Source organism: Dellaglioa sp. CoH-57-MRSF-22 (assembly GCF_056781895.1).
This window is the reverse complement of the sequence record NZ_JBXAXT010000003.1, coordinates 183,883-208,506: the sequence shown is the minus strand read 5'-3', so window position 1 is coordinate 208,506 and position 24,624 is coordinate 183,883. Positions and strand designations below refer to the sequence as shown.

The following is a 24,624-nucleotide window of genomic DNA, read 5'->3' as shown; positions in this document are numbered from 1 at the left end:
AACACTTTTTAAAAAAAAAGGAATAAAAAAAAGCCAGATTTTCATCTGACTTCTTAATTTATTTATTCATTCTCGCACGATCACGTTCTAAGATTGGTTTTAAATAGTGTCCCGTATAACTTTCAGGCACTTCAGCAATTTCTTCTGGTGTTCCAGTCGCAAGAATCGTTCCGCCACCTTCGCCGCCTTCTGGACCTAAATCAATTAAATAGTCAGATGTTTTAATCACATCTAAGTTATGTTCAATAACCAAGACTGTGTTACCCGCATCAACCAAACGATTTAAAACGCTAAGTAGGCGTTTAATGTCATCTGTATGCAAACCAGTTGTTGGTTCATCAAGAATATAAAAACTCTTACCATTTGATTGACGATGTAATTCAGAAGCTAACTTCATCCGTTGCGCTTCACCACCTGATAATGTTGTTGCCGATTGGCCTAACGAAACATAGCCCAAACCAACATCAACAATTGTCTGCAGTTTACGTCTGATTTTAGGAATTGGTTCGAAGAATTTCAAAGCTTCGCCAACTTTTAAATCTAAAATATCAGAGATTGTCTTACCTTTGTAAGTCACTTCAAGTGTTTCAGAGTTATAGCGTGCCCCGTGACAAATTTCACATGGCACATAGACATCTGGTAGGAAATTCATTTCTATTTTAATAATCCCGTCACCTTTGCAGGCTTCACAACGTCCACCTTTGACATTAAAACTAAAACGACCTTTTTTATAACCACGTAATTTTGCTTCGTTAGTTTCCGCAAATAAATCACGAATATTATCGAAGACGCCTGTATAAGTTGCGGGATTACTTCTCGGTGTTCGACCAATTGGACTTTGATCAATATTAATAACACTTTCAATATTTTGAACACCAGAAACTGATTTATATTTACCTGGTTTTTCAGAATTTCGATTTAACTTTTGTGATAATACCTTTTTCAAAATACCATTCACTAAAGTTGATTTACCGGAACCTGAGACACCTGTAACTGAAATGAATTTACCTAAAGGAAAATCGACCGTTACATTTTTTAAGTTATTCTCTTTTGCGCCGGTAATTCGAATCTTCTTACCATTGCCAGCACGTCGTTCATCAGGTAATGATATAAATTTCTTTCCTGATAAATATTGTCCAGTTAATGATTTGCGACTCTTTTTAACTTGTGTGGGCGTTCCAGCAGCAACAATTTCACCACCTAATTCACCAGCACCAGGACCAACATCAATTAAATAATCAGCAGCCATCATGGTATCCTCATCATGTTCAACCACAATTAAAGTATTACCCAAATCACGCATTTTCTTAAGTGATTCAATTAAGCGATCATTATCACGTTGATGCAACCCGATTGAAGGTTCATCTAAAATATATAAAACACCCGATAAATTAGAGCCAATTTGCGTGGCTAGTCGAATCCGTTGTGCTTCTCCACCTGAAAGTGTTCCTGCAGAACGTGATAATGTCAGATAATTTAAGCCAACATTTTGTAAGAATGTTAAGCGGTCACGAATTTCTTTCAAAATAGGTGCTGCAATAATTGATTCTTTTTCTGACAAGTTAACGTTATCAAAGAAAGGTAAGCCGTCACCAATTGAAAGTGCGGAAATTTTACCAATATGTTGGCCATTAATTTGGACGGCTAATGCTTTACGATTCAAGCGGTAACCGTGACATGTTTGACACGTTAAGCTGGTCATATATTTACGCATTTGTTCACGCGTAAAGTCACTATTAGTCTCCGTATGACGACGACTAATATTTGTAATAACCCCTTCAAATAATGCATCTACATCACGAACGCCACCAAAGTCATTAGCGTAATGGAAATGAAATTCACGTGTTCCAGCGCCATTCAAAACAATATCACGTTGTTCATCTGTTAACTTTTCAAATGGCACATCCATTGGAATTCCAAAAGCTTCTGCAGCTTGGGCTAACATCGATGGGTAATATTGCGAACTAATAGGATTCCATGGCTCAATTGCCCCTTCTGCTAGCGTTTTAGTTGGATCTGGAACGACTAAATCTTCATCGACTTCTAACTTCATTCCTAAACCATCACAAGTTTCACAAGCACCAAATGGTGCATTAAATGAGAACAAACGTGGTTCTAATTCTCCAACTGTAAATCCACAAATAGGACATGCATAATGTTCGGAAAATTGAATTGTTGCACCATCTGTATCACCATCAAGAATATCTGCAGTGGCGTAGCCAGAAGATAAACGTAATGCTGCTTCAAATGAATCAAATAAACGTGAGCGAATGCCCTCTTTGACAACAATCCGATCAATCACAATATCAATAGAGTGTTTGACCTTTTTTTCAAGATCAAATTCTTCATCAATATCATGAAGCTCGCCATCAACTCGAACACGGACGAATCCTTCTCGTTTGATCGTTTCAAATATCTTTTTATGTTGTCCTTTTTTATTGCGAATAATAGGTGATAAAATTTGAAGTTTTGTACGCTCTTTTAACTCTAAAACACGGTCAACCATTTGTTCAACGGATTGACTCGTGATTTCATGACCATCATTTGGACAAATTGGATGTCCAACTCTAGCCCATAATAATCTTAAATAATCATTAATTTCAGTGACTGTCCCAACTGTTGATCGTGGGTTTTTTGAAGTTGTTTTTTGGTCAATCGAAATAGCAGGTGATAACCCATCAATTGAGTCAACATCTGGCTTATCCATCTGCCCTAAAAATTGACGTGCATATGCTGATAAACTTTCAACATAGCGACGTTGTCCTTCAGCATAAAGTGTATCAAAAGCTAATGAGCTTTTCCCTGATCCTGAAAGTCCCGTAATCACAACTAATTTATCTCTTGGGATAGTGACATCCACATTTTTTAAATTATGCGCACGCGCACCATGGATCACAATTTTATCATTTTTCAAGAAATATCCCCCTATTTATAACATTTGTGTTTTTAATTCTAATACCGTATCACGCAATGATGCAGCTGTTTCGAAATCTAATTTTTTAGCTGCTTCTTTCATTTGTCCTTCTAAGCGATCAACCATATCTTGTTGTTCCTTTTTATCCATATCCAAAAATTCAGTTTCGGTAAAGGTTTTAACAGTTCCTGAATTATCTTCAATTTTTGTTGGCGTAATTAACTCACGAATGGCTTTTTTAATCGTAGTTGGCGTAATATGATGTTCCTCATTATATGCCATTTGGACATCACGGCGGCGTTGCGTTTCTTCCATTGCGCCCTTCATTGAATCCGTCACTTTATCAGCATACATAATCACTCGTCCGTTTTCGTTACGAGCTGCACGACCAATTGTTTGAACTAGAGAACGTTCACTACGTAAGAAACCTTCTTTATCGGCATCTAAAATTGTCACTAATGACACTTCAGGAACATCAATACCTTCACGTAATAAGTTAATTCCAATTAAAACATCATATGTGCCTAAGCGTAAATCGCGAATAATTTTCGTTCGTTCCATCGTTTTAATATCACTATGCAAGTACGCAACTTTCATCCCCAACTCTTTCAAATAATCAGTTAAATCTTCTGACATTTTCTTGGTTAATGTTGTGACAAAGACACGTTCATTGCGTTCAATACGTAAATTAATTTCGCCAACTAAATCATCAATTTGGCCCATAATTGGACGAACTTCAATGATTGGATCTAGTAATCCAGTTGGTCGAATAATTTGTTGAACAACATCTGACGTCCGTTCCATTTCGTAAGGTCCTGGTGTTGCAGACATATAAATGACTTGATTAACGTGCTCTTCAAATTCCGCAATCGTTAATGGTCGGTTATCCAGTGCACTAGGTAAACGGAATCCGTAATCTACTAACATTTGTTTACGAGCGCGATCACCATTGTACATCCCTCGAATTTGAGGCATGGTTACATGAGATTCATCAACTACGATCAAGAAATCTTTGGGAAAGAAATCAATTAATGTATATGGAGGTTCGCCAGGTTTACGTCCATCCATATGGCGGGAATAGTTTTCAATTCCGGATGTATAGCCCATTTCACGTAACATTTCTAAATCATAAGTAGTTCGTTGATCGATACGTTGGGCTTCTAATAATTTATCTTCATCTTTTAATTCTTTTAATCGATCAGCCAATTCAACTTCAATACCTTCAATGGCATGATCCATCACATCATCATTCGTCATGAAATGCGTTGCGGGGAAAATAGCCATGTGTTCAAGTTCACCCATAACTTCACCTGTTAATGAATCAACTTCACGAATACGATCGATTTCATCGCCAAAAAATTCAATACGAACAGCTTTTTGATCACGAGATGCTGGGAAAATTTCCACAATATCTCCATGAACTCTAAACCGACCACGTTGAAAATCAATATCATTTCGTTCGAATTGTATATCGACTAATTTTCTAAGTAAATCATCACGTTCCATTGTCATTCCAGTACGCAATGAAATAACATGATCACGATATTCTGTTGGATCACCTAATCCAAAGATACTTGAGACAGATGCAACAACAATCACATCATTACGTTCTAATAATGAACTTGTTGCAGAATGTCGTAATTTATCAATTTCATCGTTAATACTGGAATCTTTTTCAATATACGTATCACTTGAAGGAACGTAAGCTTCTGGTTGGTAGTAATCATAATAACTCACAAAATATTCCACCGCATTATTCGGGAAGAATTCTTTTAATTCACCATATAATTGTCCAGCCAATGTTTTATTATGCGCAAGGACTAATGTGGGACGATTAACTTCTTTAATCACATTTGAAATGGTAAACGTCTTACCCGTTCCCGTTGCACCCAGTAATACTTGTTCTTTTTTACCATCATTTAATCCATCAACTAAAGTTTTAATCGCATTCGGTTGGTCTCCAGTTGGTTCGTACTTTGAAACTAAGTCAAAAACGCCATCATCATGTCTATCAATCAAGTTAACCCCTCCAATACAATCATTTTTAGAAATTAAAAAAAGCCTGGAATAACCTACCCAGGCTCATTTAAAAATGATTATTCTCTACTAATTATATTAGCATACCGAACATACTTTCGCACGTTATCTCACTTATTTTTTCAGAATAACTTAATCAACTAAATAATCACGACCCCAAATAAGACCCATTGTTTTTTCTCCAGTATGGACGCCAATAACAGGCCCAATATGACTAACCTCAACTGGAATATTAGGATAGTTGGTTTTAATAAATGAGACCCATTTTGTACTCTCTTCAGGATTGTTCGCATCAACGATACTTACTCGAATTGGATAATCAACTGAGTTAATCGCATCAGAAAAATCTGCCATTACCCGTTGAAAAGCACGCTTCTTTGTCCGTTCCTTAGTTAAAGGGATAATTTGACCTTCATGATTAAAGGTCAGAATTGGTTTAATTTGTAATAAGTTACCCACAAACGCAGCACCATTCGTCATACGGCCCGTTCTAAGTAAATGGCTCAAGTTATCCACAACAAAGAAAATACCCACCGTTTCACGCATTGCTTCTATTTTAGGTACAATCGTGTCTGCATGCTCACCTTGCGCCACTAATTGAGCAGCTTTTAATACAAGAAAGGCTTCTGCTGAACTTGCTGCTTTAGAATCAATCGGATATACCGTAATTCCTTCCACAGTTTTTGAATAAGCACGTAAATTATCCACAAAACTTGTGATACCTGTTGATAGATGAATTGAAATTACTTCATCAAATCCCTCTTCAATTAATTTATCGAAGACACTTTGCATTTGTCCCATTGTGACTTGTGACGTTGTGGGTAACTTATCCGTATCTTTCATTCTTTGATAAAATTCTGAAGCAGAGATTTCCACATCTTCTAAATAAGTCTGTTGCCCAAAAATAACCGTGATTGGTACAACAATAATATTTTTATCTTTGGCTACTTTTGGATCAATATATGACGCACTATCTGTTACAATTGCCGTTTTCATTAATTTCTCCCTATTCTTTAAGCAAAAAAGGACTACCTTGTATGCATTATTCTAGCATACAACGCAATCCTTAACCTATGTGTACTCTATTTCTTAATAATATCCAAGGTTATTTTTTTAATTTTATCTTTATCTGTGAAATCTTCCGTTAATAATTCTGGAAGAATTTCTTGTAGAATATACTGAACACTCGCTAAATCTGAAAATTCAAGAATCGTTTTTAAGCTTTCTTGATAAATTTCAGTATAAACTGATTCAGGATTACCCTTTTGAATTTCGCCAAATGATTCATATAATAAATCTAATTTATCAGCTACAGACAAGATTTTACCTTCTAAAGTATCATCCTTACCTTCTGATAATCTACGACGATAGGCATCTTGGAATTCTTCTGGAATTTCGTTCACAATAAAATTCTCAGATAATGATTCCTCAACATTTGCTAACATTTCTCTTAGCGTTGTTGTTGCATATTTAACGGGTGTTTTAATATCACCAATGAATCGTTCTGTATAATCATGATTCAACGCTTTTTCATACAACATGCGCCAATCAATCGTATTTCCTGCATTTTCTTCAACATCACCTAAAAATTGAGCAGCTTCTGTTACTTTGAATGAATGTTCCGCTACCGAATGATCTTCATATTTAAAATATCCTGGTGCTCGTTTTAACGTTTCTAAATTACTTAAACTTTGTAGGTATTGATGCATTCCCATAATTAACAGCTCCCTCTCATTTTTTATATAAATTTTTACAATCTTACCACATATGGAAAAGTTAATTCAAGTATCATCAACTTTTAACAAAAAAATAAACTGATTCACATTGCAAACGCTTGATACATCAATTGGAACACGTCGCGCAACTTTACCTTACTTTTTTATGTTATGCTTATTTTCATGCTTTATATTTAAGGAGGACATTTTTTTGAAGTTTTTAGCCAATAAAACCGTTGAATACTTAACCGGTTTTATCTTGATTTTAATCATGGTACAAGCCGCGTCACTTTTACATGATTCAGAAATTATTTTACCTGAAATCGCCGCGTTAACAGTTGGACTGTGGATTTACCACGAAGCCAATTGGTTAGATCGTTCGTTTAATCTTTTTTTGCTGCCTTCTGTCACCGCAATTATCGGTTTTGGCATCAATTTACTTGAGATTTCTTACACAATTAAAATCTGCCTAATGATCGCCATCATGGTCTTTCTATTAGTGGTAACCCGATCGGCACTGGCGCCTTCATTGGCTACAGGTCTCTTGCCAATCATCGTTAATGCGTCCAAATATTCATTCATCATTGCCATCATCATTTTCACTTTCATCGAGATGATTGTCGTTAAAGGCCGTAAACTCGATCAAAACTACGCAAAAAAAACAAACCTTAACTATCAGGCTATGCTTTTATTTCTCGTTTCTTCACTCATTTGGGTTGGTCTCGTGACGATTGCTGGAAAGCCTTTGATGGCCGCTATTCCACCGATTCTTGTCGTTTTTTTCGAGGTGCTACAAAAGCCGATGTATCCGGCAAAAATGGTGTTCAAACAGGTTACTGCCTTGACGCTTTCAGCAACGATCGGTGTTCTCGCCTGCATGGTAATCGATTCCAATGTTGTTGTCGCCTTAATCACTATGCCTCTCGTTTTTTGTATACTCCATCTTTTCAAAGTTAAAATTCCAGCCGCTTATGCCTTTCCATTGCTTGCAATGATTGTTCCACCGACTATCTTTAGCGTTCTCCCCGTGTCGTCCCTACTCGCTTCCATCTACTTTCTTGGAATCGCCTACCTTTATCACCGCTTTAAAAAGAAAAAAATGAATAAATAGAAACTAAACAAGTTAATCAGCCCTGAAAGAAAATAATAAATCTTAAAAAGTTGTTTACAAAATACTGTTTTATTTGCTTATAAATTTTGTAACCCATTTAAGGTCAAAAAAAGTAGTGCTAAATGTAAATTTAGCACTACTTTTTTAGTTAGGCGTTGACAATTGCCATAATTGCTTCTTCAAATGCAAGACACTTAGCTTGTGCTTTTTCATCAGTTTCAGCTTGCGTTCCCACGTAGAATTTAATTTTTGGTTCAGTCCCTGAAGGACGAATTGCAATCCAAGAACCATCTTCTAAGATATATTTCAACGCATTTGCAGTTGGTAATCCGATTTCTTCAGATGATCCATCAGCTAATTGCGCCATACCCGTTGTGAAGTCTTCTAATTTAGCGACTTTATAGCCAGCAAAATCTTTAGGTGCGTCATCACGGAAGATTGTCATTAAATCTTTGATTTTTTGAACACCTTCAATACCTTCAAACGTTAACGCTTTAGTATTTTCAGCGTAATAACCATATTCTTTAAATAAATCATCTAATCCATCTGACAATGTTTTATCAAATTGTTTGTAGTAAGCAGCTACTTCAGATAACATTACTAATGCTTGGATAGCATCTTTATCACGAACGAAAGGACGAATTAAGTAACCATAACTTTCTTCAAAACCAAACATAAAGGTATGTTCATTTGTTTCTTCATAGTTTTGAATTTGTTCCGCAATAAATTTGAATCCTGTTAAGACATTAATCATTTTAGCATGATGTGCTTCAGCAATCTTAGTTGCAAGTTCACTTGATACAATTGATTTAACGCCAACGGCATTAGCGGGTAAAGTTCCTGCTTCTTCGCTAGCAGTTAAAATATAATTGAACATTAGAGCAGCAATTTGATTACCTGTTAATAATTTATATTCACCATCAGTTTGACGTACAGCGACACCCATACGATCAGCATCTGGATCAACAGCGATTAATAAATCAGCATGTTCACGTCGACCCCATTTGATAGCTAAATCAAATGCTGGTGCGTCTTCTGGGTTAGGTAACTTGATTGTTGGGAATTCAGGATCACCTTCAGCTTGTTCAGGCACAATCTTAAATTGTTCAAATCCAGCTTGTTTCAAAGCACGTTCACCCAACATTTTACCTGTTCCATGAAGTGGTGTGAAAACAAGTTTCATTGAAGCACCAACTTCATCAACTAATTTTTGATTAATTGTCACTTTTTTAACTTCAGCAAGATACGCAGCGTCAACTTCTTCACCAATAATTTGGAGTGTTTTATCAGCTTTTAATACTGTCTCATCACCTACTTTAATGGCAAATAAATCATCAGCTTCGCGAACAAAACCAGTAATCATATCTGATTCTTTAGGTGGCATTTGGCCACCGTCTTCACCATAAATTTTATAGCCATTATATTGTTTAGGATTATGGCTAGCCGTTATCATAATTCCGGCGTAAGTAGCTAAATGGCGGACTGCAAACGATAATTCTGGTGTGGGACGTAAGCTTTCAAAAACAAAGCTTGGAATACCATGTGCGCCTAAAACTTTAGCTGATTCCATCGCAAATTCTTGTGATTGGTAACGCGAATCATAACTAATTGCGACACCGCGCATTTTAGTTGCATCATCTAACGTATCCATAAAGCGAGCTAATCCTTCAGTTGCTTGACGAATCGTGTAGATGTTCATCCGGTTAATACCAGGACCCATCAAGCCACGCATACCAGCAGTTCCAAATTCCATTGGTTGGTAAAAAGATTCTTTTAAATCTTCTTGATTATTTTTAAGCGAAACAATCTGATTTTTTAATGTTGCGTCTAGTGTTTCTTCATTTAACCAAGTTAAATAATTATCTTCCCAAGTCAAAATATCACTCCCATTCATATAATATTACTATTATACAATAAATGCGCTTACTATTCAGGATAATAAAAAAGATATCAGAATAATTCTGATATCTTTCTTCCAGCAAGTCGCTCACGTTCAATTCCTGATTTAATTACCTTTTCCAAAATATGCTCAAATTGCTTAATTTCTTCTTCACTAAGCACCGATATACTTTCATCATTAACGACTGTAATTCTATCAAAAATATCTTGATAATTATTAATCGCTTTTGCTGTAGGATAAAGTTCAGTCCGTCGTTTATCTGCGGACGACATTTTTTTTTCAAGCCAACCATCTTTAATTAATTTTGAGATAGCACGTGTCACAACACTGTGATCCCGATAAATATTTTGGATTAGCTCATCCTGACTAACGCCAGGTGACTCACAAACTAACAACACGTAAAAAAAGTTACTCTCAGAAAGTTCAAACCCTTTTAACGTATCATTTATTCTTAATCGAATCATTCTGTTGTAAATTGTTGTTAATTTCTCAACTTCATGTGTATCGTAAAAAGAATTTCCATTCATATTTTGCATCTCAAAACTCCTTAAGCTTTACTTGTTTTTCTGAAATAGATTAGTCCAACTAGTCCAATTACAATTGAGACAACCATGATAAAGATCATTGAATATTTGTATCCAACAACAAATGATGCAGGAATACTAGCAATAACAATAATAACGGTATTAAATAATGAACCACTAACTTGTCTTAATGTATTCGTTAATGTTGTTGCATGATTTATTTCCATTGGATTTAAATCTTTTAAAGATTCTGTTGTTGCTGGAGCCATAATAGCACCAACCCCTGTTAATCGAATAGCGTAAGTAACAACTGATAACCAAACAGGAAATTCAATTGTTAAGAATAACATTGGTAGTACTGAAATCATCAACATCAAAAAGCCAAATATAAATATTTTTTTATAACCGTATTGATCATAAAGGTTACCAACAATAGGTGAAATAATAGCATTAATTGCAGCACCCGGTAACATAATTAATCCAGCAGTCATTCCTGATAAATGTTGATTATTTTCTAAGAACATTGGCATAACTAATTCTGTTGCCATTAAAATACCAAAAACTAACATAATTAATGCAATCATAGTTGAGAATGAACGTACTTTGAAAATTCGAATATTTAAAAATGGTTCTTTTAAAGCTAATTGACGACGGCCAAAATAGATTAATGCTAAAACACCAATCACAATAAGGACAAGTGCAACTAATAATTGGTCTCCAATAATTGAAATACCAATTAAAATTGTAGCAAGTCCAACTAGTGATAAGAAGAATGATTTAAAATCAATTTTAACATCTGTCTTTTCTGAATAGTTAGGTAAAATACAAACCCCAACAATTAATAAAATTAACATGATTGGAATAATGAAAATAAATAATGCTCTCCATGGTAAAAATGTAATCATAATACCTGATAAAGTTGGTCCAATTGCTGGAGCAGCTGAGATAACAAGCATAGCAAGTCCCATTACAACGCCACGGCGTTCAATTGGGTTAATTGCAATGACACTAATCATCGTAAATGTAGTCAATACGCCACCGGCAGCAGCTTGGATTAAGCGACCAATTAAGATTGCCCAAAAATTAGCGCCACTTGATGCAACGATACTTCCGATTAAAAAGACAACCATAATACCGACAAATATTTGTCTTGTTGAATATTTTTCATATAAAATTGCTGATAATGGTGTCGAAATTCCGACCATTAAAACATAACCCGTCGTTAACCATTGTGCGGTTGCAAGGTTAACATTTAAAACGGTGATTAATTTTGGTAATGCTGTAATCATCAATGTTTGATTTAATAAAGCGGCAAAAGTCGCAATTAATAAAACAGCACCAATTGTGTTTCTTTTTTTGTTTGTCATTCTAACTCTCTTCTCACTTAAATTTACGCATATGTTTAATTTTTTTCATAAGCGGATTAGATTATTATAATGTTCACATGCACATAAAGTCAAGTAAATAAAAAAATAAGCCTCAAAAGGCTTATTCTATAATTTAACTTAATTCTGCATCATTTAATGATTCAAGGTAACTAAATGTTTGTTGTCCAGCAATACCACCGTCACCAACTGCAGTTGTAATTTGACGCAATTCTTTCTTACGCACATCACCAACTGCGAAAATACCTGGTACATTTGTTAGCATATTTTCGTCAGTTGGAATCCAACCATAATCGTCAGTAATTCCAAGCTTTGTGAATGCTGTTGTCATTGGTTTAACACCAACATAAATGAAGACACCACTAGCAGGAATTTCAGATGTTTCACCTGTTTTATTATTCGTTACTTTAACGCCAGTTACTTTACGATCGTCACCAACAATCTCTGTGACATTAGTATCCCAAACAAAAGATATTTTATCATCCGCAAAGGCACGATCTTGTAAGATTTTTTGAGCGCGTAATTTGTCACGACGATGAATTACCGTCACTTTTGAAGCTAATTTTGATAAATAAGAACCTTCTTCGATTGCTGAATCACCGCCACCGATAACGATGACTTCACGATTTTTGAAGAAAGCACCATCACAGACTGCACAGTAAGATACACCTCGGCCACTAAAGGTATCTTCGCCTTCAGCACCCAATTTTTTGTATTCTGATCCAGTTGCGATAATTAAAGCTTTTGTTTCAAAAACATCATTATCTGTTGTGATGAGTTTAGTATCGCCTTCAATTGTAATATCGGTTACACTACCGTATGCATATTCTGCACCAAATTGTGTCGAACTTTCGTACATTTCTTTTGCTAAATCAGGGCCTAAGATTGATTTAAATCCAGGATAATTTTCAACTTCAGCCGTATTGTTCATTTGGCCACCATAAATCCCACGATCAATCATTAAAACCGATAGATTTGCACGTGATGCATAGAGTGCGGCAGTCATTCCACCGGGCCCAGCACCAATCACAACAACATCATATTTTTTTGTCATTAGTTCAACCTTCTTTCTTTTAGTAAGTAATTCAACAATACCCTATGTTACTTTTTTTGTCTATTTAATTGCTTTAACATCAAAAACAGGTCCCAAGTGAGTTGAACTTGAAACCTGCTTTACTGTAAGAATTAGGCTACTTATTTTTTGCTGTATCTTCTGCAATTAATTTTGCGCCTAAAGTCTTCAAATATTCTTTTAATTCATCTTTAACTTCTTTATGTTTCAAACCATACTCAATACTTGTTTTTAAGTAGCCAAATTTATAGCCAACATCGTATCGGGTTCCTTTAAATTCATGAGCGAAAACACGTTGCACCTTGTTCAATGCATCGATGGCATCCGTTAATTGAATTTCATTACCAGCACCTGGTTTTTGATGTTCTAAGATACCAAAAATTTCAGGTGTTAATAAGTAACGTCCAATAATAGCCAAGTCACTAGGTGCTTCTTCAGGTGTAGGTTTTTCAACAAAGTTTTTAACATTGAATAATCCAGGTTTAACTTCTAATTCAGGATTAATCACACCGTATTTTGAAACTTCTTCATGAGGGACTTTCATCACCGCTAAAGTTGAAGCATGTGTCTCATCAAAGCGATTCATGAGTTGACGCGTTAATGGTACTTTATCTTCCATTAAATCATCGCCTAACATGACAACAAAAGGTTCATCCCCAACAAAGTCTTTAGCCATTAAAACGGCATCGCCAAGACCTCGTGGATGAGATTGACGAACAAAATACAAATTAATATCCGTTGTTTCTTCAACTAATTTTAATAATTCGTCTTTATGCTTTGCAGCTAAATTCGCTTCCAGTTCTGGCACCGAATCAAAATGATCTTCAATTGGTCGCTTACCTTTACCCGTAACAATCAAAATATCTTCAATACCCGATTGACGCGCCTCTTCAACAATAAATTGAATCGTTGGTTTATCAACAATTGGGAGCATTTCTTTTGCCATCGCTTTAGTTGCTGGTAAGAAACGAGTCCCTAGTCCAGCAGCCGGAATAATGGCTTTTTTAACTTTTTGCATAGTCTAATCCCCTTTTATTCTGCTAATTCAGATTTACCTTCACGATTGATCAAAGCTTCAATCACTGATTTAATTTCTTTATTATTGTATAAAACGTCATAAATTGCATTTGTGATTGGCATATCAATTCCTTGTTGTTGTGCTAATTCATAAGCAGCCTTAGCAGTACCAACACCTTCGATAACCATACCCATATCAGCAACAACAGCATCTAATGATTTACCTTGACCTAATTGGTCTCCAGCACGCCAGTTACGTGAATGAACACTTGTAGCTGTAACGATTAAATCACCAACACCAGAAAGTCCCATAAAGGTTAATTGGTTAGCACCAAATGATGTCCCTAAACGAGCAATTTCAGCTAATCCACGTGTAATCAAAGCTGCTTTAGCGTTATCGCCATAGCCCATACCATGAAGCATACCAGCACCAACGGCGATAATATTCTTCATAGCTGCGCCCATTTCAACACCGATAACATCGTTATTTGTGTAGATTCTTAAGAATTTATTCATAAAGAGATCTTGAACAAAACTTGCAGCTTCAGGATCAGTACTTGCTGAAACAATTGTTGTTAAATCACGATTTGCAACTTCTTCAGCATGACTTGGGCCAGAGAAGACAACAACACTACCACGAATGTCAGCAGGAATTTCTTCTTCAATAACTTCTGAAATACGTTTGTGTGTGACTTGTTCTAGTCCTTTACTTGCATGAATAATAATTGGTTTGTTACCTGTTTCTTCTAAAATTGCTGCTACTTGTTTAGCAACAATACGGCTTGCTTTTGTTGGAACAACAAATAAAATAGCGTCAACTTGATCCAAAGCTTCTTTTAAATCTTCATATGCATGTAGGTCTTTAGAATAAGTGTAATCTTCCAAGTAATGCTTATTTGTATGGAACTCATTCATTTCTGCTACTTGTGCTGGAACATTTGACCAAAGTCTGATGTCATGACCATTTTCAGTTAGGATATCGGCAAGGATACTACCCCAAGAACCGGCGCCTAATACTGCTACTTTTTTTGTCATTATATAATCTCCTTCAAAATTTATTCATTCTAATCATACCAAATTTTACCTCTAATAGCATTAACTATGAGAAATTTTTATTTCAATTGTCCGTCTAAATACCATTGATTTTGCGGTTCCCAATATCTTCTCAATAATAACCAACTAATTGATCCAATAAAAATCACTAATGAGAGAAGTTGAGAAACACGAATTGTTGAAAATAACATTAAGCTATCTGTTCTCATTCCTTCGATAAAGAAACGACCAAATGAATACCAAGTTAGATATGCAAATAGTATTTCTCCACGTTTGAAAAGGTGTACTCGATGTCTCAAGGCAATTAATATTAAGAATCCAACAAAACTCCACAATGATTCGTATAGAAATGTTGGCTTATAGTAGGTGCCATTGATGTTCATTTGGTTAATAATAAATTCAGGTAAATGTAAATTTTGCAATGCCTCTAACGTCGTTTTTCCACCATGGGCTTCTTGGTTCATAAAATTACCCCAACGGCCGATTGATTGCGCAAGTAGCACAAGTGGTGCCGCTAGATCAAACATTAACCATGCTGACAAATGGCGACGCTGACAGAAAATAATCACTGTAATAATTGCGCCTATTAACCCACCATAGATAGCAATACCACCATCCCAAATTCGATAAACTTCACTGAGATGTTGAGCGTAATAAGACCACTCGAACACAACGTAATAGAGTCGCGCAGAAACAATTGAAATTGGCAACGCCCATAGAACCATATCATATATGGTATCTTCATTTATTCCTATTTTTTTGCCTTCAAGAATGGCTAAAATAACTGCTAGAATTACTGCACTCGCAATTATTACACCATACCAACGAACTTCAATAGGTCCTAATTTAACTGCGATGGGATTCAACGCACCTAATAAATAATTCAATTTACTCTCGTCCAATCCTTAATCTTTTTTTGAATTTGTTTGGATTAAGCCATTTAGATTAGCTTCAAATGCTTTAGTAGCATCATAACCCATTGTTTTTGCACGGAAGTTCATTGCTGCGACTTCAATGATAATGGCCAAATTACGTCCTGTTTTAACAGGTACAGAAATTTTTGGCACATTCACATTGAATATTTTAACAAATTCATCATTATTACCTAATCGATCAAATTGTTTATCAGGAGTCCAGTTTTCTAGATGAATAATTAGTGAAATATCAGTGTCATTACGGACAGCTCCTGCACCAAACAAGTTCATGATATCGATAATACCGATACCTCGAATTTCAAGTAAATGTTTTAAAATTGCAGGTGCCTCACCAACAAGTGTCTCCTCATCTTGTTGGAAAACATCAACACGATCATCTGCAATTAACCGATGTCCACGTCTAATTAATTCAAGCGCTGTTTCTGATTTACCAACACCAGAATCACCTGTAATCATGACCCCAAGACCATAAATATCAACTAAAACACCATGTATTGACTGGCGTTCAGCTAATTTAGCTTCCAAAAAGTTAACCATATTAGAAGATAGACGTGACGTTGTTAGTTTTGAAATTAGAACTGGAATATGTCTTTCTTTGACGATAGCTAATAATTCTAGCGGCACATCCAAATCATTTGAAACAACAAAACATGGTGTTTGTTCTGTTGCTAATTGATTCATCACATTCTGCCTATCTTCAGGAGTCAGTCCATTTGCATAAGCATGTTCTGTCATCCCAAATAATTGAATACGTTCTTTCGGATAAAAATTAAAATACCCGGTTAATTCTAGACCAGGACGTGAAATATCACTTGTTGTAATTTTTTTATCATCCAAGTATTCTTTCCCAATTAAAACAGTTAATCCCATTGCATCTACTAAATTTCTAACTGAAACTTCATTGGCCATCTTAATGCCCCCTATTGTCTATTTCTAATAAAGTAATTTGTTACGATTGTATTAGCAATACTCATCACAATTGAGATGATAAATGCCGCCCAAAAGCTCGAAAATTTAAATTCATTACCCACAAAAAATGACGTCATTTGTAACATAAATGCATTTATAATCAGATAGAAAAATCCTAAACTGAAAATAGTTACCGGCAGTGATAAAATCACTAAAAACGGTTTAACTAGCATATTTAGTACGGCCAGTACAAAACTGGCGATTAATGCAACCCAGATACTTTTAACAAATAAAGTCTCTGGAAAAAAACCAGATATTGCCAAAAACAGTATGGCATTAATTAATACGCGCTGCCAAAATCCCATGAATCTTCACCTCATCATTAATATTATTTATCGTCTGTAACTTCTACATCTTTAATAATTTTACGGCCACTCTTACTTGATGAGCTAGTCCGTTGTCCAGTACTAGATGTAAACTGCTCAAAAGAACTAGTAAATGAACGTTTTTTCCCTGGTAAGCTAATTGCTAACAAGATATAGACAAGTATAAATACGCCTTTTGTTGCGAAGATTAGCATTAAAAATAAAAATCTAACGAGTGTTGGATTCCAATTTATATATTCGGCAAGTCCAGCTGCGACACCCGCGATAATTTTATTAGTTGATTTTGTGAATTTTTTATTTGTTTTCATTTTGTAGTTCCTCCATTCAGAATAATCTATCATTATTGTACTTCTTATCGTACTCATTTTACAATTTTAACGAGCGTTATTTACTTAAATTTTAACGTTTAAATTAAAAATAACTAACAATCGCGAAATTGTTAGTTATTAAATGAGTAGTGCCTTATTCATTTTCTTTTTCTAACTCTGATTTACCAGGATTCAATTCAGTGATTCGGCCATTTTTTAAATAAACAACCCATTCACACACATTTGTAACATAATCGCCAATTCGTTCTAGATAAGTGGCAACCATCAAATAGTCAGCACTTCCCACAACTGTTTCGGGATTCGTTTTCATTTCATGGATACACTGGTCATATATTGTCGTGAAATATTCATCAACTTCAAGATCTAAATTAGCAACTTTACGAGCTTTTTCGGCATCTTTTCTAATATAAGCTGTGAGGACTTCTTCAACCATCTTACGTGCGTGGTCGCCCATAATTCCGATCTCATCTTCAATCTCCGTTACCCTAGGATTGCCTTTAACACGAATCGTTGATCTCGCAATACTTACAGCGTGATCTCCCATTCGTTCTAAATCAGAAATAGCTTTTAAAACAGTCACAATATCTCTTAAATCACTTGTAACAGGTTGATACAATGCAATCATTTCTAACGTTTGTTTTTCTAACTTCATTTCGCGTTCATTAATTTTGTAATCGCCAACGATAACTTCATGGGCCAACTCTTTATCATGATTAATGAAAGCACGGACAGATTTATGAATGGCTTCACTAACCATCATACCCATTTCGCTAAATCTAATGTGTAGCTTTTCTTGTTCTTCATCAAAAAGTAATCGCATTATTTTGTCTCCCTTTCTTAACCGAATCGACCACTAATGTAGTCATCCGTTTCTTTTTGTACAGGCTGCGTAAATAATTTTTTAGTTGGTGCAACTTCAATTAAATTACCTTCTAAAAAGAAGGCAGTTCGATCTGAAATTCGAGAAGCTTGTTGTAAATTGTGAGTCACTATTATAATAGTATATTTTTCACGCAATTCTAGCAACATATTTTCAATTTTACTACTTGAACCAGGATCCAGAGCACTTGTTGGTTCATCCAGTAAAATGACCTCAGGTTCAACCGCTAAGACTCGAGCGATACAGACACGTTGTTGCTGTCCGCCAGATAACGCAAGCGCATTTTTACCCAAATCATCCTTTACATCATCCCAGACAGCAGCCTGTTTCAAGCTTTTTTCAACAGCTTCATCAAGGATTGCTTTATCTTTAACGCCAGCTAATCGCAAACCATATACAACATTTTCGTAAATTGAAAATGGAAATGGATTAGGTTGTTGGAAAACCATCCCAACATTTTTGCGTAATCTTACGGTATCCATTTTAGGACCGTAAATATCTTCATTTTTTAATTTAACTGTACCTGTAATGGTTACACCTGGAATTAAATCATTCATGCGATTTAACGTTCTTAAATATGTTGATTTACCACAACCAGATGGACCGATTAAAGCGGTAATCCCTTTTTCATTGAAATCAAGATTAATTCCTTTGAGGGCTTCTTTCTTACCATAATACAAATGAACATCATTTGTTTCAATTATTTTAGTCATTTGGCCTTTCCCCCTTAACCGAAGTTTCCTGAAACATAATCATCCGTTAGTTTAATTGTTGGTCGCGTAAAAATAGTTGTTGTTTTATCATATTCTACCGCATTTCCTGAATGGAAAAATGCTGTGTAATCTGAAATACGTGAAGCCTGTTGCATATTGTGTGTCACAATGACAATCGTGTACTTTTCTTTCAGTTCTAAAAGTGATTCTTCAACAATTCGACTTGAAATTGGATCTAACGCACTAGCTGGTTCATCTAACAATAAGATGTCAGGTTCCATAGCAATCGCTCTAGCGATACATAAACGTTGTTGTTGTCCACCAGACAATGATAACGCACTCACATTCAAATCATCTTTAACTTGATCCCAAAGTGCAGCTTGTTTAAGTGATTTTTCAACGCGTTCTTCAAGTAACTGCTTATCTTTCATCCCATGACGTTTCAAAGCAAACGTTATATTTTCATAAATTGATTTTGAAAATGGATTAGGTCGTTGAAATACCATTCCAATATGTTTTCTCATTTCATAAATATCAACATTATCTTTATTTATATCTAAATCACGGTAAATAATTTGTCCTGTTACATCAGCAATCCCATCATTCATACGATTCAACGATCTAAGATAAGTTGATTTACCAGAACCAGATGCCCCAATTAAAGCTGTAATTTTAAACCGTTCAAATTGTAAACTAACATCTCGAATTGCTTCATTAGAACCATAATGAACATGTAAATCTTTGGTTTCTAAAGCTATCTCATGTTTATCTTCATTGAAGGTCATAATTCTAGATTTTTCAGTTTTATTTTCTACCATATTCTTTGACCCCCTAATGATCTATTTACTTGATGTAATTTTACGATAAAGTGCTTTACCACCGAATCGAGCTAAGAAATTAAATAAAAGCACTGCGATAATTAAGACGGCTGATGCGCCTGCAGAAACAGCTGATGCATCAGGCATAATACCTTCTGAATTAATTTTCCAGATATGAACAGCTAATGTTTCAGCTGGACGCATTGGATTTAACGGACTCGCAATATTAGCTGGATTCCAGTTTGTAAAATCTAGTGCTGGCGCACTTTGACCAGCAGTATAAATTAACGCAGCTGCTTCACCAAAGATACGGCCGGCACTCAATATAACACCCGTTAAAATACCAGGTACTGCATCTGGAACAATAACTCTCGTAACGGTTTCCCAACGCGATAATCCTAACGAAAAGCCAGCCTCACGTTGTGAATATGGGATAGAACGTAATGACTCTTCGATTGATCTTGTTAATAAAGGTAAATTGAAGAACGTTAAGGCTAATGCACCTGATAAAATTGAAAAACCGAAATTATATTGGACAACGAAAATCAAAAACCCAAAAAGCCCAACAACAACTGAAGGTAATGAACTTAAAATTTCAACAGACGTTCTAATAACCGTCGTCACCCAATTATTTTTAGCGTATTCTGATAACCAAATACCCGCTCCCAATGAAATAGGGAAAGAAATCAATAATGTTAATAATAATAGATAGAAGGAATTAAACAATTGGATTCCTACTCCACCACCACTTGAAAATGATTTTGCGGGTGATGTTAAGAAATGCCAGCTGATATGTGGCACACCTCTAACCAATATATAGCCAAGTAAGGCCGCTAAAACAAGAACGACGAATCCGGCAATACCATATAAAATACTTGTTGCGATTTTATCTACTTTTTTAGGATTCATTATTTAAGCGCCCCTCTCTTACCAATTACTCTAACAACCATGTTAAAGAATAATGACATTAATAATAGAATTAAAGCAAGTGACCATAGCGCATTATTTTCTAATGAGCCCATGACAGTATTTCCAATTCCCATCGTCAAAATACTTGTTAAAGTTGATGATGGTGTAATTAAACTTGATGGCATCAATGATGCATTACCAATAACCATTTGAACGGCTAAGGCTTCACCAAAAGCTCGTGCCATACCAAAAACAACCGCTGTCATGATACCTGGTGTTGCTGCTCTTAGAATAACTTTATAAATTGTTTGCCAACGTGTTGCACCTAAGGCCAGTGAGGCTTCCCGGTAATAACGTGGGACAGATTTTAAAGTATCAACAGTCATTGACGTAACGGTTGGTAGAATCATAACAAATAACACAAATGTCCCAGATAAAATACCAAACCCTGTTCCACCAAAAATACTTCGAACAAATGGGACCACAACTGAAAGACCAATAAATCCATAAACAACTGAAGGAATACCAACTAATAATTCAGTTACCGGTTGTAAAATTCGGCTACCCGTATTTGGTGAAATTTCAACCATGAAAATAGCTGTTCCAATAGCGAAAGGTGTTGCAATTAATGCTGATAAAAAAGTGACAAAGAATGATCCAGAAATCATTGGTAAAGCCCCAACTTCTGGCTTACCTGCTTTATCAAGCGTTCCAGGGTTCCAACTCTTTCCTAATAAAAAATCTTTAATTGATACTTTATCAGTAAAGAACGTTGCTAATCCTTTTGAAGCAACGAAATAAAAGATAGCAAGAACAATAGCGACGATTAGTCCAATACAGAAATAAGTAATTATTTTACCGCGCATCTCTAGTTTAGATGCTTTTGATTTTTTGAGTAAACTTTCACGAATCGGATCCATAACTACATCCCCTTCTTAATTGGTGTTATTTTACCTTCAACCGAACGACTCACTTGCATCTGTGTTGTTGGAATATAACCTAATTTACTAACAACCTGTTTTTGAATTTTATTTGACATCATATAAGTTAAAAATTGTTTTGTTAATCCCGTGGGTTCACCATTCGTATACATATGTTCGTATGACCAGATTTTCCATTTATTTGAGGCAACATTACTTTCAGTTGGTTTAACTTTATCAACAGAAAGTACATCGACCGTTTTATCAACGTATGAGAAAGCCATATAACTTATTGCACCAGGTGTCGATCCGACAATTTGTCGAACCATTCCCGTTGAATCTTGTTCCTGTGCATCTTTACTTTGCTTACCTTCTAATCCCCATTTTTCAAATGTTAATCGTGTTCCCGAACCAGATGCACGATTTAAAAGGACAATTGGTAAATCATTGCCACCTAGTTGCTTCCAATTTGTTAATTTACCAGTAAAAATATCTATAAGTTGTTTTTTTGAGACGTTTTTAACGCCCACACCATTATTCACAACTGGCGTAATTCCAACAACGGCAACTTGATGGTCTACAAGTTTACTTGCCTTAATGCCTGATTTTTCTTCAGCAAAAACATCTGAGTTACCAATGCTAACGGCTTTTTCTTGAACTTGACTCAATCCTGTTCCGGATCCGCCACCTTGAACATTAACAAAGACGCCAACATTTTCAGTCCCGTATTCTTCACCAGCTGCCTCAACTAAAGGTTGTAAAGCTGTAGATCCAACAATTGTAATCGATTTTCCTGAATTTGATTGTGTCTCACATCCCGTTAAAGTTAATAACATGATGGATAAAATTCCACCAATCATTACTAAAGATCCCTTTTTCATAGTAACTTCCTCCATAAATATCGATATTTAACTTATACATTAAGTTTATATTTTTAATGTAAAGGTCCTGTGGGGGTATTGTAAAGATTGTGTAAAGGTTACAACAAAAAAAGCCATAACATGACGTTATGACTTCAATCGTTATTTTAATTCTGGAGCATCAGTTTTGAATAAACTTTCGGTAGATACCCCACCGTGTTGTTCAATTAAACTGGTTTTTTCTTTCTCTTGTGCTTTTTTCAAAGTTTCAAGAGCGTCACTTTTCTTGTAATTATAGTCAGATTTATTTACTTTAGTGAAATTACTTGGTGCGTAGAATCTTAATAGATCACCCGTAATAACTTCATCTGATAATGATAATGACGTTGTAACATGTTTTAATTCTTTGTTATAAACTTTTTGTTGTGCTGCCGTTAGTTTTTCGATTTCTTTACCAGTCTTAGTGTTATACGTGGTATTTCCAACTTTTGTAAAGGTTGGTGAAACGAAATCACCATTTCTAAAGGCAACCGTTTGGTTACGATTTTTCGATAATAAATCATTACCAAATTGAACCGTATCGGTATTCTTAACGCCTAATAGATCAAGTAAAGTTGGTAGCACATCAATTTCACCACCATAAGTATGATTAATACCGCCCTTAAGGCCATTCATATGAATCATAAATGGTACCTTTTGGAACATCGTTAAATCATAACTTGTTACTTTGTCTTTACCTAAAAGCTGTGCAATAGCTTTCGGATGATTATTAGAGATACCATAGTGATCACCATACATCACAATCATACTGTCCTTATACAAGCCACTCTTCTTCAAGTAACTAACGAATTCTCCGAATGATTGATCAAGATATTTAGATGTTTGAACATAACCATCAACCGTACTATCGTCTGTATCCGTCTTTTTGATTGACGTATTCGCACTATCTAAATCATATGGATAATGGTTAGTTAGTGTGATGAGTTTAGCATAAAAAGGTTGGGGTAATTGTTCAATATACTTAACCGATTGCTTCAAGAAAATCTTATCTTTCATCCCATAACCAACTTTATAGTTAGCTTTGACATCATAATAAGGTTCACTGAAGAAATACTGGTAACCAAATGATTTATAAGTATTATTACGATTCCAGAAACTACCCACGTCACCATGGAAAGCTGCTGTAGAGTAGCCTTTTTGATCAAGAATAGCGGGTGCTGCTTGGAATGTATTTTGTGTGCCATAAGTCGTCATCGCTGAACCAGATGGTAACCCATAAAGGGATGCTTCCAACATCATTTCAGCATCAGACGTTTTACCTTGTCCAACTTGATTAAAGAAATTATCAAATGATAATGTATTTTGATCATGATAATATTTATTAATGTTAGGCGTAACTTGTTGCCCATCCCATTTATAATCGATCATGAACTGTTGGAAACTTTCTAGATGAATCACAAAAACATTTTTACCCTTCGCTTTTCCATAATACTTTATATTTGAATTAGAACGATTTTTATCCAAATACTTTAGAACTTTATCCATATCTTTAGCAGTGGCATTTTTACGTGTCGCACTTTCTTTTTGCGTTTGATAAACATTATATCCCGCATAGAAATTCAAGCCTAAATATTTAACAATATAGTTATTATCAAAAGTTCTTGTCAATAATTGAGAACGATCCTTTTCAGCTAAACCTAAGTTCCCTAAAGCTAAAAGTACAGATGCAATAGTCAGGATAAAAGCATAACGCTTTTTAATTGGGTTATAGTCAATTTTGACTAATTTAAAGACAAGAATCAAAATTAAAATAATAATATCGATATAAACAAAGAAATCAGTTGGTCGTAAAATACCGGCAATTCCCTTGTCTAGATTATTAGCTACTGAACCTGAATTTTTGATAATTCCTAGTGAAAGAAAATCTGAAAACTCACGATAATAAACCATATTTGCAAAAAGCCATGATGTTTGAATAAAATCAACAATCAGCAAAATCCAATATGATTTTTTACCCTTAAAGTAGATTGCAATTCCAAATAATAATAACGCTGTTGGTATTGGATTAATATAAAGTAAAAATTGTTGCATGCTACCTGTTGCACCTAATGTAAATTTGGTTTCATAAGCAACAACTGTTTTGGCCCAAAATAAAACGAGCGTCAAGAGGAGGAATCCCCATCTTGAGCTCAATTTATCCTGAACATATTTTAAAGTTGACCGCATCTTAGTGCCTC

At 35.2% G+C, this 24,624-nt stretch carries 22 protein-coding genes; 1 reads left to right on the top strand and 21 read right to left on the bottom strand.

Going from position 1 to position 24,624, the window contains the following annotated elements:
* Nucleotides 1-58: 58 nt before the first annotated feature.
* From uvrA to AC1RPR_RS04710, 4 genes are all read right to left on the bottom strand, one after another.
* A complete protein-coding gene (uvrA, locus tag AC1RPR_RS04725; protein ID WP_481761480.1) occupies nt 59-2,914 on the bottom strand; it encodes an excinuclease ABC subunit UvrA in 2,856 nt (951 codons plus the stop codon).
* 15 nt (nt 2,915-2,929) lie between these two features.
* Complete coding sequence (uvrB, locus tag AC1RPR_RS04720; RefSeq protein ID WP_481761481.1) at nt 2,930-4,933, bottom strand: excinuclease ABC subunit UvrB; 2,004 nt, start codon at nt 4,931-4,933, stop codon at nt 2,930-2,932.
* A 150-nt stretch (nt 4,934-5,083) separates the two neighbouring features.
* The gene (locus tag AC1RPR_RS04715; RefSeq protein ID WP_481761482.1) at nt 5,084-5,947 is read right to left on the bottom strand and encodes a DegV family protein; all 864 of its coding nucleotides are present in this window, start codon (nt 5,945-5,947) and stop codon (nt 5,084-5,086) included.
* 86 nt (nt 5,948-6,033) lie between these two features.
* On the bottom strand, nt 6,034-6,666 hold the full coding sequence (locus AC1RPR_RS04710) for a YfbR-like 5'-deoxynucleotidase (RefSeq protein ID WP_409022185.1): 633 nt from the start codon (nt 6,664-6,666) through the stop codon (nt 6,034-6,036).
* 211 nt (nt 6,667-6,877) lie between these two features.
* Between AC1RPR_RS04710 and AC1RPR_RS04705 the strand changes: the two genes are divergently transcribed.
* On the top strand, nt 6,878-7,777 hold the full coding sequence (locus AC1RPR_RS04705) for a hypothetical protein (RefSeq protein ID WP_481761483.1): 900 nt from the start codon (nt 6,878-6,880) through the stop codon (nt 7,775-7,777).
* A gap of 148 nt (nt 7,778-7,925) precedes the next feature.
* On the opposite strand, the gene AC1RPR_RS04700 is transcribed toward AC1RPR_RS04705, so the two are convergent.
* The 17 genes from AC1RPR_RS04700 to AC1RPR_RS04620 form a co-directional block, all read right to left on the bottom strand.
* The gene (locus tag AC1RPR_RS04700) at nt 7,926-9,653 is read right to left on the bottom strand and encodes a phospho-sugar mutase (RefSeq protein ID WP_481761626.1); all 1,728 of its coding nucleotides are present in this window, start codon (nt 9,651-9,653) and stop codon (nt 7,926-7,928) included.
* A gap of 74 nt (nt 9,654-9,727) precedes the next feature.
* Nucleotides 9,728-10,213 carry a MarR family winged helix-turn-helix transcriptional regulator gene (locus AC1RPR_RS04695; RefSeq protein WP_481761485.1) on the bottom strand — a complete coding sequence of 162 codons (486 nt, stop codon included), beginning with the start codon at nt 10,211-10,213 and terminating at the stop codon, nt 9,728-9,730.
* An 11-nt stretch (nt 10,214-10,224) separates the two neighbouring features.
* Nucleotides 10,225-11,568 carry a DHA2 family efflux MFS transporter permease subunit gene (locus AC1RPR_RS04690; RefSeq protein WP_481761486.1) on the bottom strand — a complete coding sequence of 448 codons (1,344 nt, stop codon included), beginning with the start codon at nt 11,566-11,568 and terminating at the stop codon, nt 10,225-10,227.
* 133 nt (nt 11,569-11,701) lie between these two features.
* Nucleotides 11,702-12,640 (bottom strand): thioredoxin-disulfide reductase, encoded by a 939-nt coding sequence (trxB, locus tag AC1RPR_RS04685; RefSeq protein ID WP_481761487.1) that lies wholly within the window; start codon nt 12,638-12,640, stop codon nt 11,702-11,704.
* Between the two features lie 136 nt (nt 12,641-12,776).
* The gene (galU, locus tag AC1RPR_RS04680) at nt 12,777-13,676 is read right to left on the bottom strand and encodes a UTP--glucose-1-phosphate uridylyltransferase GalU (protein ID WP_409022179.1); all 900 of its coding nucleotides are present in this window, start codon (nt 13,674-13,676) and stop codon (nt 12,777-12,779) included.
* 14 nt (nt 13,677-13,690) lie between these two features.
* Complete coding sequence (locus AC1RPR_RS04675; protein WP_481761488.1) at nt 13,691-14,710, bottom strand: NAD(P)H-dependent glycerol-3-phosphate dehydrogenase; 1,020 nt, start codon at nt 14,708-14,710, stop codon at nt 13,691-13,693.
* Between the two features lie 77 nt (nt 14,711-14,787).
* Nucleotides 14,788-15,615, bottom strand: a complete 828-nt coding sequence (lgt, locus tag AC1RPR_RS04670; protein ID WP_481761489.1) for a prolipoprotein diacylglyceryl transferase — start codon at nt 15,613-15,615, stop codon at nt 14,788-14,790.
* An 18-nt stretch (nt 15,616-15,633) separates the two neighbouring features.
* Nucleotides 15,634-16,572, bottom strand: a complete 939-nt coding sequence (hprK, locus tag AC1RPR_RS04665; protein WP_481761490.1) for an HPr(Ser) kinase/phosphatase — start codon at nt 16,570-16,572, stop codon at nt 15,634-15,636.
* A gap of 11 nt (nt 16,573-16,583) precedes the next feature.
* The gene (locus AC1RPR_RS04660; RefSeq protein WP_481761491.1) at nt 16,584-16,937 is read right to left on the bottom strand and encodes a phage holin family protein; all 354 of its coding nucleotides are present in this window, start codon (nt 16,935-16,937) and stop codon (nt 16,584-16,586) included.
* Between the two features lie 23 nt (nt 16,938-16,960).
* Complete coding sequence (locus AC1RPR_RS04655) at nt 16,961-17,266, bottom strand: PspC domain-containing protein (RefSeq protein WP_409022174.1); 306 nt, start codon at nt 17,264-17,266, stop codon at nt 16,961-16,963.
* 154 nt (nt 17,267-17,420) lie between these two features.
* Nucleotides 17,421-18,107, bottom strand: a complete 687-nt coding sequence (phoU, locus tag AC1RPR_RS04650; RefSeq protein ID WP_481761492.1) for a phosphate signaling complex protein PhoU — start codon at nt 18,105-18,107, stop codon at nt 17,421-17,423.
* 17 nt (nt 18,108-18,124) lie between these two features.
* Nucleotides 18,125-18,880, bottom strand: a complete 756-nt coding sequence (pstB, locus tag AC1RPR_RS04645) for a phosphate ABC transporter ATP-binding protein PstB (protein ID WP_409022172.1) — start codon at nt 18,878-18,880, stop codon at nt 18,125-18,127.
* A 14-nt stretch (nt 18,881-18,894) separates the two neighbouring features.
* On the bottom strand, nt 18,895-19,698 hold the full coding sequence (gene pstB, locus AC1RPR_RS04640; RefSeq protein WP_481761493.1) for a phosphate ABC transporter ATP-binding protein PstB: 804 nt from the start codon (nt 19,696-19,698) through the stop codon (nt 18,895-18,897).
* 21 nt (nt 19,699-19,719) lie between these two features.
* Nucleotides 19,720-20,607 carry a phosphate ABC transporter permease PstA gene (pstA, locus tag AC1RPR_RS04635; RefSeq protein ID WP_481761494.1) on the bottom strand — a complete coding sequence of 296 codons (888 nt, stop codon included), beginning with the start codon at nt 20,605-20,607 and terminating at the stop codon, nt 19,720-19,722.
* Nucleotides 20,607-21,527 carry a phosphate ABC transporter permease subunit PstC gene (gene pstC, locus AC1RPR_RS04630; RefSeq protein ID WP_409022169.1) on the bottom strand — a complete coding sequence of 307 codons (921 nt, stop codon included), beginning with the start codon at nt 21,525-21,527 and terminating at the stop codon, nt 20,607-20,609. Before pstC ends, pstA begins: the two co-directional genes overlap by 1 nt.
* Nucleotides 21,528-21,529: 2 nt before the next feature.
* Complete coding sequence (locus tag AC1RPR_RS04625; RefSeq protein ID WP_481761495.1) at nt 21,530-22,408, bottom strand: phosphate ABC transporter substrate-binding protein PstS family protein; 879 nt, start codon at nt 22,406-22,408, stop codon at nt 21,530-21,532.
* 141 nt (nt 22,409-22,549) lie between these two features.
* On the bottom strand, nt 22,550-24,613 hold the full coding sequence (locus tag AC1RPR_RS04620) for an LTA synthase family protein (RefSeq protein ID WP_481761496.1): 2,064 nt from the start codon (nt 24,611-24,613) through the stop codon (nt 22,550-22,552).
* Between the last annotated feature and the right edge of the window lie 11 nt (nt 24,614-24,624).

Bases quoted from the DNA above. Each gene is read 5' to 3' on its own strand.
- trxB (WP_481761487.1), bottom strand. From the start codon at position 12,640: ATGACAAAAAAATATGATGTTGTTGTGATTGGTGCTGGGCCCGGTGGA.
- AC1RPR_RS04675 (WP_481761488.1), bottom strand. From the start codon at position 14,710: ATGACAAAAAAAGTAGCAGTATTAGGCGCCGGTTCTTGGGGTAGTATC.
- galU (WP_409022179.1), bottom strand. From the start codon at position 13,676: ATGCAAAAAGTTAAAAAAGCCATTATTCCGGCTGCTGGACTAGGGACT.
- pstB (WP_481761493.1), bottom strand. From the start codon at position 19,698: ATGGTAGAAAATAAAACTGAAAAATCTAGAATTATGACCTTCAATGAA.
- AC1RPR_RS04715 (WP_481761482.1), bottom strand. From the start codon at position 5,947: ATGAAAACGGCAATTGTAACAGATAGTGCGTCATATATTGATCCAAAA.
- pstB (WP_409022172.1), bottom strand. From the start codon at position 18,880: ATGACTAAAATAATTGAAACAAATGATGTTCATTTGTATTATGGTAAG.
- AC1RPR_RS04625 (WP_481761495.1), bottom strand. From the start codon at position 22,408: ATGAAAAAGGGATCTTTAGTAATGATTGGTGGAATTTTATCCATCATG.
- phoU (WP_481761492.1), bottom strand. From the start codon at position 18,107: ATGCGATTACTTTTTGATGAAGAACAAGAAAAGCTACACATTAGATTT.
- AC1RPR_RS04710 (WP_409022185.1), bottom strand. From the start codon at position 6,666: ATGGGAATGCATCAATACCTACAAAGTTTAAGTAATTTAGAAACGTTA.
- AC1RPR_RS04660 (WP_481761491.1), bottom strand. From the start codon at position 16,937: ATGGGATTTTGGCAGCGCGTATTAATTAATGCCATACTGTTTTTGGCA.
- AC1RPR_RS04695 (WP_481761485.1), bottom strand. From the start codon at position 10,213: ATGCAAAATATGAATGGAAATTCTTTTTACGATACACATGAAGTTGAG.
- pstA (WP_481761494.1), bottom strand. From the start codon at position 20,607: ATGAATCCTAAAAAAGTAGATAAAATCGCAACAAGTATTTTATATGGT.
- AC1RPR_RS04690 (WP_481761486.1), bottom strand. From the start codon at position 11,568: ATGACAAACAAAAAAAGAAACACAATTGGTGCTGTTTTATTAATTGCG.
- hprK (WP_481761490.1), bottom strand. From the start codon at position 16,572: ATGGCCAATGAAGTTTCAGTTAGAAATTTAGTAGATGCAATGGGATTA.
- pstC (WP_409022169.1), bottom strand. From the start codon at position 21,527: ATGGATCCGATTCGTGAAAGTTTACTCAAAAAATCAAAAGCATCTAAA.
- AC1RPR_RS04655 (WP_409022174.1), bottom strand. From the start codon at position 17,266: ATGAAAACAAATAAAAAATTCACAAAATCAACTAATAAAATTATCGCG.
- AC1RPR_RS04620 (WP_481761496.1), bottom strand. From the start codon at position 24,613: ATGCGGTCAACTTTAAAATATGTTCAGGATAAATTGAGCTCAAGATGG.